Genomic DNA, 11,140 nt, shown 5'->3' with positions numbered 1-11,140 from the left:
ACCTTGCCAAGGGCGGTGGCTCGCGCCGACAACAGCTCGAGTTCAGGCTCGGATTCGACGTTGAAGCAAAGGATGCCGGCGGCAAGGGCAAAGTCCATTTCGCGCGCGGTCTTGCCGACGCCCGAAAACAGGATCTTGCCGGCCGGAATGCCGGCGGCCAGCGCCCGGCGCAATTCACCTTCCGAAACCACGTCGGCGCCGGCGCCGAGCTTGGCCAGCGTCCGCAGCACGGCCTGGTTGGAATTGGCCTTCATGGCGTAGCAGACCAGCGCGTCGAGCCCGGCAAAGGACTGGGCAAACACCCGGTAGTGCCTGGTCAGGGTCGCCGTCGAATAGCAGTAGAATGGCGTGCCGATCTGTGCGGCGATGTCGGGGATCGCCACGTCCTCGGCATGGAGCACGCCGTCGCGGTAGTCGAAATGGTTCACGAGAGTGGTTCCGGAAGTTGGGGCGCGATGAGATCGGGTTGAAAGGCCCGGCTCTCGTCGGCTCTAGATCAGCGGGTCGAGGATGAATTTCTTGTCCTTGACCGGTTTTTCCGGCTCCGGCGGCACGGGCTGGTGGGCCTTTGAGGCATCCTTGCGCGCCTGCACGGCCGCCTCATAGGGCGTGTCGAGAGCGCCCCTCCTGCCGCAGGCCGAAACGGCCGCGATCGCAACCAGCAGCGTCAGCGTCACCAAAATCCTGCTTCCGGTCATCGATCCATCCGTCCGAAACGTTTGTCAGCCGCCGCTTTTAGCCGAGTTCTCGGCGCATTGCACCCCGGATATTGCTCGTCGCAATATCCGAGATATTGCCCGTCGCAATATCCGAGATATTACTGCTCGCAATATCCGGCATTACGCTTTCGCCAGCCGCTTTTTCCAGGCGCGGATCTGCTTCCTCACTTCCGACGGCGCCGTGCCGCCGAAACTGGTGCGGCTCTTGACCGAGTTCTGCACCGCCAGCACCGAAAATATGTCGGCCGTGATGCCGGAATTGATCGCCTGCAAATCCTCCAGTGAAAGCTTCTCCAGCCCCACCTTCCTGTCTTCGGCCAGCGCCACCGCCCGGCCGGTGACATGATGCGCCTCGCGGAACGGCAGGCCGAGCGTGCGCACCAGCCAGTCGGCAAGGTCGGTTGCTGTCGCGTGGCCGGAGCCGGCGGCCTTCTTCATCGCGGCCGCGTTGACCGTCATGTCCGAGACCATGCCGGTCATCGCCGCCAGCATCAGGTCGAGCGTCTCGGCGGCGTCGAACACCGATTCCTTGTCTTCCTGCATGTCCTTGCCATAGGTCAAAGGCATGCCCTTCATCACCGTCAGCAGGCCGACCAGATGACCGGTGACGCGGCCGGTCTTGCCGCGCACCAGTTCGGCGGCATCGGGGTTCTTCTTCTGCGGCATGATGGAGGAGCCGGTGGAAAACGAGTCCGACAGCCTGACGAAGCCGAACTGCGGCGTCGACCAGATGATGATCTCTTCGGCCAGCCGTGACAGATGCGTGGCGCAGATCGCCGCCACGCCGAGGAACTCGAGCGCGAAATCGCGATCCGAGACGCTGTCGAGCGAATTGCGCATCGGCTCGCGGAAGCCGAGCGCCTTGGCGGTCCGGTGGCGGTCGATCGGGAAGCTGGTGCCGGCAAGTGCGGCGGCACCGAGCGGGCTTTCATCCATCCGCTCGATCGCATCGCGCACGCGCGACAGGTCGCGCGAAAACATCTCGACATAGGCCATGCAGTGATGGCCGAAGGTCACCGGCTGGGCCGCCTGCATATGGGTAAAGCCCGGCATCACGGTCGCGGCATGCTCCTCGGCCCGCTCCAGCAGCGCCTCGATCAGCCCTTTCAACGCCTCGGCGACGCGAAAGCATTCATCCTTGACCCACAGCCGCAAATCGACCGCGACTTGATCATTGCGCGAGCGGGCGGTGTGCAGCCGGCCGGCCGCCGGGCCGATCAGATCGGCGAGGCGCGCCTCGATGTTCATGTGGATGTCTTCGAGCCGTGTCGAAAACTCGAAGCTGCCGGCCTCGATCTCTTTCAGGATCGTGTTCAGCCCGTCAGCGATTTTTTCTTGGTCGGCCGCCGAAATAATGCCCGTTTGCGCCAGCATCTCGCTATGGGCGATCGAGCCTTTGATGTCCTGCGCATAGAGTTTGCGGTCGAAGGAGATAGACGCGTTGATCGCTTCCATGATCGCGGCCGGACCCGAGGCAAAACGTCCGCCCCACATCTGGTTGCTGGTTTTCTTGTCGCTCATGGCTATAACCCGTGCTTCGGAGCAGTTTTGAGAAAATGGCAGACGGTAGTAGATTCTTCCCGGCCCCGCGCCTGATCCTCGCCGCCTTGGTGGCGGGCGCGCTGGCGGGCGCGGTCGCGGTATATGTCAGCGAGAGCCGGTCTGGCAACAATGCACCGGCACAAGCTGCCATGGGTGACAGCAGGGACGACGTGACCTGCGCGGCCAAGAGCGACCGCGCCAAGAAAGTCGTGGCGTCGGCCACCGGTGAGGTTGCGGCACTTTTGCCGGCCGATCCGCCTCAATCCCTGAAGAGCCTTGCCTTCAATGGTCCGGACGGCAAGCCGATGACGCTTGCCGATCATGCCGGCAAGACGGTGCTGCTCAATCTGTGGGCGACATGGTGCGCGCCGTGCCGTGCCGAAATGCCGGCGCTCGATGCGCTGCAGAAGGAAAAGGGCAGCGACTCCTTTGAAGTGGTCGCCGTCAACGTCGACGCCGGCGACGATGTGAAGCCGAAGAAGTTCCTCAGCGATACCGGCGTCGCGACGCTCGGCTATTACCGGGATTCGACGATGACGCTGTTCAACGACCTCAAGAAGCGCGGCTTGGCGCTAGGCCTTCCCGTCACCATGCTGATCGACGGCGAGGGCTGCCTGATCGCCCACATGAACGGCCCGGCCGAATGGTCGGGGCCGGACGCCAGGCGGCTGGTCGAGACGGCACTCAAGCCCGAGAGCCTGTAGTCTAGCGTGTGGCTAGCGCGGGTGCGGGCGCGAAGGCCAGAACGCTTCTGTCGCGCAGGCTGGCGGGTTTGCTGCCGACAGCGGGTGCGACGACGCCGGTCAGATCGCCGAATTCCTCGATGAGAGCCGGCTTGCCGATATAGTAGCCCTGGCCGATCTCGCAGGCTTCGGCGTCCAGGAACTTCAGTTCGCCGAGCGTCTCGACACCCTCCGCCAGAACCGGCAGGCCGAGCCCGCGTCCAAGTCCCAGGACGGCGCGCACGATCGCCGCGACCTGGCCGTTCTTGTCGACGGACTTGATGAATGAGCCATCGATCTTGATCTTGTCGAAGGGAAAGGCGCGAAGGTTGGAGAGCGAGGAATAGCCGGTTCCAAAATCGTCCATGGCGACGCGCACGCCCAGCGCCTTGACCTGCCGCAAGGTGGCCAATGCCCGCGGCATGTCCTTGACAAGCGCCGTCTCGGTGATCTCAAGCTCGAGCCTGCCGGGCGCCAGGCCGGAATTCAGCAAGGTTTCGTGGACCTTGCGGCTGAAATTCGTGTTGTGGAGCTGCACCGCCGAAACGTTGACGGCCACCGTCAGCGGATTTTCCCAGCGGGCGGCTTCCTCGCAGGCGGCCGTCAGCACCCATTCGCCAATCTGGCCAATGGCGCCGCTGTCTTCGGCGACCGGGATGAATATGCTCGGCGAGACGTCGCCGCGCGTCGGATGCCGCCACCGGACCAGCGCTTCGAAACCGACCATCTTCCCGCTGCTGATCTCCTTCTGCGGCTGATAGACGAGGTAGAACTCCTGGCGTGCGACCGCCTGGCGCAGTTCGTGCTCCATCACGCGCTTGTCGCGGGCCTCGGCCCCCATCGAAGCTTCGAAATAGCGGTAGGTGTCCTTGCCTTCGGTCTTGGCCCGGTAGAGCGCGGTATCGGCGTGGCTTATCAGGCTGGCCTGGTTTTCGGCATCCGATGGATAAAGCGCAATGCCGATGCTGGCCGACACCAGGCCGCCGCCGACCGAGAGCCGGTTTTCCTCGCGCATGGCGGTCAGCACGGCGTTGGCGATACGGCCCGCCTCCAACGGGTCGGTCAGGTTCGGCGCGATGATGGCGAACTCATCGCCGCCCAGCCGCGCCACCATCTGTCCTTGGCGAAGAATGCCGGTAACGCAGTGCGCAACCTTCTGCAGCATGGCGTCGCCCGCGCCGTGCCCATACAGGTCGTTGACCTCCTTGAACCGGTCGAGATCGAGCAGCAGAAGCGCAAGCTGGCCGCCTTTCCTGGTCCGGCCCATCGCAGCGATTTCCGTCTCCAGCCGGCCGGAAAAGCTGCGGCGATTGGCCAGTCCGGTCAATGGATCGAAATGGGCAAGCCGCAGGATCTCCTGTTCCGCCTTCTTGCGCTCGCGAATGTCGCGGACCGCGACCACGTTGTGAGGCTTGCCACAATAGTCGATGCTCCTGGCGATCAGCTCGACAGGAATGCTCGTGCCATCGCGGCCGCTCAATTCGGCCTCCTGCGGCTGTTCGCCGAAGCCCGACATGTCGGATCCGAAGAGATCGCCAAGCTGCATTCCGTTCAGCGTCGCTGTTGCGATGCCCGTCAATGTCGCCATGCTGTCATTGGCACTGATGATGCGGTGGCCGTCGCAGACGATCAGCCCCTCCACGGCGGCATTGGCCAGGCCGTGCATGCGGTCTACCTCGAGCTTCTGGCGACGGAAGCGCAAATCGATCCACAGCGCCGATGCCGACAGAACCAGGATCACCAGTGTGGCGGCGGCGGCCGCAAAAGCCTGCGAGGTCGGCTCGATCGTATATTCGGATATGACGATCGAGGGATCGGGGAAGATCGAGACGGCACCCATACCGATGAAATGCAGGGTGCAGATTGCCAGCGTCAGCAGCACCGCGCCGCCGGATGTCGCCTTCAAGGAGGGACGGCGCTGCACGACACGCAGCGCCAGCGCCGCGAGCGTCACGCCGGCCAGAAGGGAAACGGCGACAAGCAACAGGTTCCACTCGATGCGGCCCTGAACCTCGAACGCCGCCATACCGATGTAGTGCATGGCCGCGATACCGCCGCCCAGCACGGCGCCGCCGACGAGATGATAGTCGAACTCATTCCGCAAGGTGGCGATCCACATGCCGGCTGCCGTCAGAGTGACCGAAGCAGCGAGCGAAAGCACGGAAAGTGCGGGATCGTAAGCACTGGGTATGCCCGGTGTGAATGCGAGCATGGCGATGAAGTGCGTTGCCCAGATGCCGAAGCCGGTCGAAGTGGCCGCGATCATCAGCCAGGCAAGCCGGTTCCGATCGGTGGAGCGGCTTATGTGATGAAGCAGGTTGACGGCAGAGAAACAGGAAATTCCGCAGATCAGCGCGGCGAGTGCGACCAGTCTCAGATCGTGTTCGTTGACGATACAATTGTAGACCGTCAGCATTTTATTTCACCTGATCTTTGGAAATAAACAGGGCAGCAGGATTGAGTAGCGCGTTGCCGTTGAGGGATCGATAAAGTCGCCTGCAACCTTGGCGTGTCTCTTCGGGTTGCAGCGGCTGCAATCAAGGCTGCCACCCCGAAAGGCAGCTTGGCAGTTCCGACGGTGGTTCCTGGCGCTTGTCGTCGCGCTAAGCCGGCTAACCGTGTGGCTTTCCATGCGTCCAAGCGGAGGCGAGGTGGCGTGAGGTAAAGGGGTGAAGTTCGTCGATCTGCAACAAAACCGTTGTCTGATTGTCATGAGCGACACATATTGCCTTTGCGGGAGTGCCCCTTTCGCCAATGACAAACGGGAGATGAAACATGAAGTCCTTCGGCTTCGCGGCCGGTGTTGCCGCCACCTTTATGCTGCTTTCCTCAACCTCCGCTTTTGCTGTCACGCAGATCAGTTGGTGGCACGCCATGACTGGCGCCAATGCCGAAGTTGTCGACAAGATCTCCAAAGATTTCAATGCCAGCCAGAGCGACTATGAACTCGTTCCGGTGTTCAAAGGCACCTACCCCGAGACGCTGAATGCCGGCATCGCCGCCTACCGTGCCGGCCAGGCGCCCGACATCATGCAGGTGTTCGACGTCGGCACCGGCGTGATGATGGCAGCCGAAGGCGCAATCAAGCCGGCAGCCGATGTGTTGACCAGCGCTGGAATGACCTTCGACAAGAGCCAGTATCTGCCAGGCATAGTCGGCTATTATTCGAAGCCGGACGGCACCATGCTCTCTTTCCCCTATAACTCCTCCTCGCCGATCCTTTATTACAACAAGGATATCTTCAAGAAGGCTGGTCTCGACGTCGACAGCCCACCCAAGACCTGGAATGAGGTGTGGGAAGACGCCAAGAAGATCAAGGCGAGCGGCGCGGCCGCCTGCGGCTACACCTCGACCTGGCTGACCTGGATCCATCTGGAGAATTTCGCGGCCTGGAATGACGTGTCATGGGCCACCCAGCAGAACGGTCTGGCCGGCGGCGATGTCGAGCTCAAGATCAATGCGCCGATTTTCGTCAACCACTTCCAGGCGCTGGCGGACCTCGCCAAGGACGGCACCTTCAAATATGGCGGCCGCACCTCCGAAGCCAAGCAGATCTTCCTCGCCGGCGAATGCGGGATCATGACCGAATCCTCCGGCGGCCTTGGCGATATCGTCAAGTCCGGCATGAATTACGGCATCGGCCAATTGCCCTATGACAGCGACGCCAAGGGCGCACCGCAGAACACGACGCCGGGTGGCGCCAGCCTGTGGGTTTTCGCTGAAAAATCCGACGAGGAATACAAGGGCGTCGCGGCCTTCTTCGCCTACCTGTCGAAGACCGAGGTGCAAGAATACCTGCACCAGAAGTCGGGTTATCTGCCGGTAACGCTTGCCGCCTATGAAGCGACCAAGAAGTCCGGTTTCTATGACAAGAACGTCGGTCGCGAGACCCCGATCCTGCAGATGACGGGTAAGGCGCCGACCGACAATTCCAAGGGCGTACGTCTTCCGAACCTGCCGCAGGTGCGCGATATCCAGAACGAGGAGTTCGAAAAGATGCTCGCCGGCCAGCAAACCGCGCAGCAGGCGCTCGACAATGCGGTTACGCGTGGCAATGCGGCGATCAAGGAAGCGCTGGGGAATTAGAGCGAGCGCAGGTCCTTGCTCTACGGCGCATCCACCTGTCCTGCCAGGCATCTCCCCTCGGCGAGGGGAGTTTTGCCGTCCCTTGCGATTTCGCCAACGGTCGATGATGCCCAATCCGAAACGCTCGTCAAAGCCATCTTGGCGAAGAGGGATGCTACATCGTGCCGCCCGCCTCATCACCTCGGAGTGGCTCCATGACCCCTCGCGTCGTGTTTCCCAACAAGATCCTTCCCTACCTGCTGGTGGCGCCGCAACTGGCCATCACGCTCGTGTTTTTCTACTGGCCGGCCGGTCAGGCGTTCTACCAATCCATGCTCAGGCAGGATCCGTTCGGACTGAGGACCAAGTTCGTCTGGTTCGCCAATTTCAGGAAAGTGCTTGCCGATCCGGCCTACCTGAACTCGATCAAGGTCACGGTGGTGTTTTCCCTTGCGACCGCCATCGTCGCCATGTGCGTGGCGCTCCTGCTTGCGGTCATGGCAGAGAAGGTGGTGCGCGGCAAAGGTCTCTACCGCACGCTCTTGATCTGGCCCTACGCGGTGGCGCCGGCAATCGCCGGTATGCTGTGGCTGTTCCTCTTCAACCCGTCGATCGGGTCGCTGGCCTACATGCTGAGAAGTTTCGGCATCGCCTGGGATCCACTGCTCAACGGCACCCAGGCCATGATCCTGCTGGTGTCCGCCGCTGCCTGGAAGCAGATCAGCTACAATTTCCTGTTCTTCGTCGCCGGCCTGCAGGCGGTGCCGAAAGCCTTGATCGAGGCGGCGGCCATGGACGGCGCCGGCGAGACCAAGCGATTCTGGACCATCGTCTTCCCGCTGCTTGCGCCGACGACCTTCTTCCTGCTGGTCGTCAACACCGTCTATGCCCTGTTCGACACGTTCGGCATCGTCCATGCCGTCACCGGGGGCGGTCCGGGCAAGACGACTGAAACGCTGGTCTACAAGGTCTACAATGACGGCTTCGTCAATCTGATCCTCGGTGACTCGGCGGCGCAGTCGGTCATCCTGATGGTCATCGTCATCTCGCTCACGGCCATCCAGTTCCGCTATGTGGAACGCAAAGTCCATTACGGCTGAGGGCGAGCGATGATCGGCCAGTCACCGCTCCGCACCGTCATCGCCCACGCCGTGCTGATCCTCGGCATATTGATCGTTGCTTTCCCGATCTACTACACGTTCGTTGCCTCGACGCAGACGCTGCAAACGATCCTCAGGCCGCCATTGCCGCTCCTGCCCGGCGATCAGTTCTGGAACAATTACACCGAAGCGCTGTTCGGCGGTGTCGGCCGTATCGGCGGCGTCAGCGTCGGCAGGCTGCTGCTCAACACGACGATCATGGCGCTCGGCATCGCGGTGGGAAAGATCTTCATCTCGATCCTGTCGGCCTACGCGATCGTATTTTTCCGCTTTCCGCTGCGCATGACCTTCTTCTGGCTGATCTTCATCACCTTGATGCTTCCCGTCGAGGTGCGCATCCTGCCGACCTACAAGGTGATGGTCGATCTCGGCATGATCGACACCTATGCCGGCCTGATCATCCCGCTGATCGCCTCCGCCACCGCCACATTGCTGTTTCGACAGTTTTTCATGACCATTCCAGGTGAGCTGGTGGAGGCGGCGCGTGTTGACGGTGCGGGGCCGTGGCGCTTCTTCTTCGATATCCTGTTGCCGCTGTCGCGGACGAATATCGCGGCGCTGTTCGTCATCCTCTTCATTTATGGCTGGACGCAGTATCTGTGGCCGTTGCTCGTCACCAACAGCAGCAACATGAACACGATCGTCATCGCGCTCAGAAAGATGGTCTCCTTCGCCGATGCCGATACGCAATGGCACCTGGTCATGGTTACAGCGATGCTGGCCATCGTGCCGCCGATCCTGGTCGTGGTGCTGATGCAACGCTGGTTCGTTCGCGGCCTGGTCGATTCCGAAAAGTGAGAAGCTGATGGCGACCGTCGATCTGAAGGATGTGAAGAAGGTCTATCCCAGCGGTTTCGAGGCCGTGAAGGGCGTTTCAATCGCAGTTCCCGACAGGCAGCTTTGCGTGCTGGTCGGCCCATCGGGTTGCGGCAAGTCCACGCTGCTCAGGATGATCGCCGGGCTCGAAACCATCTCCTCGGGAACAGTTGCGATCGACGGCAAGATCGTAAACTCAATCGGTCCGACCGAGCGGGACATCGCCATGGTGTTCCAGAACTACGCGCTGTATCCGCATATGAAAGTCTACGACAACATGGCCTATGGGCTGCGCAACCGCGGCACGCCGAAAGATGAGATCGACAGCCGGGTCCGCGCGACGGCGAAAATACTCGAACTTTCGGCGCTGCTCGACCGCCGTCCGCGCGAGCTTTCCGGCGGCCAGCGCCAGCGTGTCGCCATGGGTCGTGCCATTGTGCGCAACCCGAGGGTTTTCCTGTTCGACGAGCCGCTCTCCAATCTCGATGCCAAATTGCGTGGCCAGATGCGCGTCGAGATAAAGAACCTGCAACGCTCGCTTGGCGTCACGTCGGTCTATGTCACGCATGACCAGCTCGAGGCGATGACGTTGGCCGACATCCTCGTCGTCATGAACGGCGGACTGGTCGAGCAAATGGGGGCGCCGCTCGACATCTATGAAAGGCCGGCCTCGACCTTCGTCGCTTCCTTCATTGGCGCGCCGCCGATGAATCTCCTGGCACTGACCGAAAGCGCCTCGGGCGCGGTGCTCGCAGACGGCACGGCGATCGCTTTCGCACCTCGGGAGGCAAGAGCTGCGACCCTCGGTTTTCGGCCCGAGGATGCCGACGTCACCTTCAATGCGGAGGCGCCGCCCGGCGCCCTCGTCCTGCCGGCGCTGGTCGAGGCAGTCGAACCGGTAGGCGCCGAAAGTTTCCTTCACTGTGCGGCAGGCGGCAACCGTATCGTCGTGCGTGTCGCGGGTCGCGCCACCGCCACGGTTGGCAACCAATTGCGCGTGGTTGCCAAGGCAGAAAAGCTGCACTGGTTCGATCAGGCAGGAAAGCGCGTCGGCTAATCCAAAAGATGCCCAGAGCGTTTCACCGTTTCACGGAAACGGCGAGCTGCTCTAACTCTTTGTTTTGACGCAATTCCAGACGGAAAACCGCTTCACAGTTTCCTAGAATTGCTCCAGCATACGGTGTTCAGGCGAAGACATGCGCCTTTCCCGATACGGTCAGCCGGACGATCTCGCCGACCGCCGGCGCGTCCATGCCCGGTTTGCGCAGGACCAGCGGCGTGTTGCCGATCGCGGCCGCATCGGGCGGATCGGCATTGTTCAAGAGCCGCACCGCGACCGTGCACATCGAGCCGGCGAATTCGGATTCCGTCACTTCGCCGAACAGCATGTCCGAGGTGCCGGACATGCCCTCGCGCGACGTTCTCTTCAGCGCGATCTGCTCCGGGCGAAGCATGATACGGGCGATATCGCGGCTGTCATTGGTGTCGACCGCGATGCGGCCGAGGGGCGAGTTGGCGAATCCATCCGATATCTTGGCCGGCAGGATGATGGCGTCGCCAAGGAATTCGGCGATCATCCTGTCCTTCGGCTTGAGATAGAGCTCGCGCGGCGTCCCGATCTGCGAGAACTTGCCGTCGCGCATCACCGCGACCTGGCTGGCGAAGGACAGCGCCTCGGCCTGGTCGTGCGTCACCAGGATGGTAGTGATGCCGGCAGCTTCCAGAAGCTCGGCCACCGCCTTGCGCATCGAGGCGCGCAGGCCGGTATCGAGTGCCGAGAACGGCTCGTCGAGCAGCATCAGCCGGGGCTTCATCGCCATGGCGCGAGCCAGCGCCACGCGCTGCTGCTGGCCGCCGGAGAGCTCGTGCGGGCGGCGCTTGAGGATCGCCTTGTCCAGCCCGACGATATAGGCGAGCTCGACGATGCGCTCGGTGCGCTTGTCCTCGCCGCGACCCATGCCGAAACCGATATTGTCGCCAATGGTCAGATGCGGAAACAGGGCACCATCCTGCGCCACCACGCCGATGCCTCGCCGATATGCCGGCACCGCAGCGCCGCCATTGGCCAATATCGTACCGTCGAGCGTGATGTGCCCCTGGTCCGGCGCCTCGAAGC

Annotated in this window: 9 protein-coding genes and 1 pseudogene; 5 read left to right on the top strand and 5 right to left on the bottom strand. The window is 62.2% G+C overall.

Annotated elements, in window-relative coordinates; genetic code table 11:
• The 3 genes and pseudogenes from EN893_RS05955 to argH all read right to left on the bottom strand — a co-directional run.
• Positions 1 to 428, bottom strand: a pseudogene (locus tag EN893_RS05955) (diaminopimelate decarboxylase); the annotation flags it as partial.
• Between the two features lie 63 nt (positions 429 to 491).
• Entirely contained in the window at positions 492 to 698 is a 207-nt protein-coding gene (locus EN893_RS05950) for a lipoprotein (protein ID WP_023811112.1), read from the bottom strand.
• A 141-nt stretch (positions 699 to 839) separates the two neighbouring features.
• The gene (gene argH / locus EN893_RS05945; protein ID WP_127271598.1) at positions 840 to 2,240 is read right to left on the bottom strand and encodes an argininosuccinate lyase; all 1,401 of its coding nucleotides are present in this window, start codon (positions 2,238 to 2,240) and stop codon (positions 840 to 842) included.
• A gap of 35 nt (positions 2,241 to 2,275) precedes the next feature.
• Between argH and EN893_RS05940 the strand changes: the two genes are divergently transcribed.
• Positions 2,276 to 2,965, top strand: coding sequence for a TlpA disulfide reductase family protein (locus EN893_RS05940; protein ID WP_127272540.1), 690 nt, complete (start codon positions 2,276 to 2,278; stop codon positions 2,963 to 2,965).
• Position 2,966: 1 nt separating this feature from the next.
• On the opposite strand, the gene EN893_RS05935 is transcribed toward EN893_RS05940, so the two are convergent.
• Positions 2,967 to 5,399, bottom strand: coding sequence for an EAL domain-containing protein (locus EN893_RS05935; RefSeq protein ID WP_127269633.1), 2,433 nt, complete (start codon positions 5,397 to 5,399; stop codon positions 2,967 to 2,969).
• Between the two features lie 359 nt (positions 5,400 to 5,758).
• On the opposite strand from EN893_RS05935, the gene ugpB reads away from it, so the two are divergent.
• From ugpB to EN893_RS05915, 4 genes are all read left to right on the top strand, one after another.
• Positions 5,759 to 7,069 (top strand): sn-glycerol-3-phosphate ABC transporter substrate-binding protein UgpB, encoded by a 1,311-nt coding sequence (ugpB, locus tag EN893_RS05930; protein ID WP_127269634.1) that lies wholly within the window; start codon positions 5,759 to 5,761, stop codon positions 7,067 to 7,069.
• 194 nt (positions 7,070 to 7,263) lie between these two features.
• A complete protein-coding gene (ugpA, locus tag EN893_RS05925; RefSeq protein WP_127268503.1) occupies positions 7,264 to 8,148 on the top strand; it encodes a sn-glycerol-3-phosphate ABC transporter permease UgpA in 885 nt (294 codons plus the stop codon).
• 9 nt (positions 8,149 to 8,157) lie between these two features.
• Positions 8,158 to 9,006, top strand: a complete 849-nt coding sequence (ugpE, locus tag EN893_RS05920; protein ID WP_127268504.1) for a sn-glycerol-3-phosphate ABC transporter permease UgpE — start codon at positions 8,158 to 8,160, stop codon at positions 9,004 to 9,006.
• Positions 9,007 to 9,013: 7 nt separating this feature from the next.
• Positions 9,014 to 10,081 (top strand): sn-glycerol-3-phosphate import ATP-binding protein UgpC, encoded by a 1,068-nt coding sequence (locus EN893_RS05915; RefSeq protein WP_127268505.1) that lies wholly within the window; start codon positions 9,014 to 9,016, stop codon positions 10,079 to 10,081.
• Positions 10,082 to 10,208: 127 nt separating this feature from the next.
• Here the strand turns inward: EN893_RS05915 and EN893_RS05910 are convergent.
• On the bottom strand, positions 10,209 to 11,140 hold a 932-nt coding region (locus EN893_RS05910; protein ID WP_164900729.1), incomplete at its 5' end, for an ABC transporter ATP-binding protein.

The organism is Mesorhizobium sp. M7A.F.Ca.CA.004.04.2.1, from assembly GCF_004022825.1.
Classification (GTDB): domain Bacteria; phylum Pseudomonadota; class Alphaproteobacteria; order Rhizobiales; family Rhizobiaceae; genus Mesorhizobium.
The sequence above is the reverse complement of the archived record's forward strand: the minus strand, read 5'-3'. Positions and strand labels throughout refer to the sequence as shown.

Coding starts and splice junctions, on each gene's coding strand:
- EN893_RS05950 (WP_023811112.1), bottom strand. CDS start 698: ATGACCGGAAGCAGGATTTTGGTGACGCTGACGCTGCTGGTTGCGATC.
- argH (WP_127271598.1), bottom strand. CDS start 2,240: ATGAGCGACAAGAAAACCAGCAACCAGATGTGGGGCGGACGTTTTGCC.
- EN893_RS05940 (WP_127272540.1), top strand. CDS start 2,276: ATGGCAGACGGTAGTAGATTCTTCCCGGCCCCGCGCCTGATCCTCGCC.
- EN893_RS05935 (WP_127269633.1), bottom strand. CDS start 5,399: ATGCTGACGGTCTACAATTGTATCGTCAACGAACACGATCTGAGACTG.
- ugpB (WP_127269634.1), top strand. CDS start 5,759: ATGAAGTCCTTCGGCTTCGCGGCCGGTGTTGCCGCCACCTTTATGCTG.
- ugpA (WP_127268503.1), top strand. CDS start 7,264: ATGACCCCTCGCGTCGTGTTTCCCAACAAGATCCTTCCCTACCTGCTG.
- ugpE (WP_127268504.1), top strand. CDS start 8,158: ATGATCGGCCAGTCACCGCTCCGCACCGTCATCGCCCACGCCGTGCTG.
- EN893_RS05915 (WP_127268505.1), top strand. CDS start 9,014: ATGGCGACCGTCGATCTGAAGGATGTGAAGAAGGTCTATCCCAGCGGT.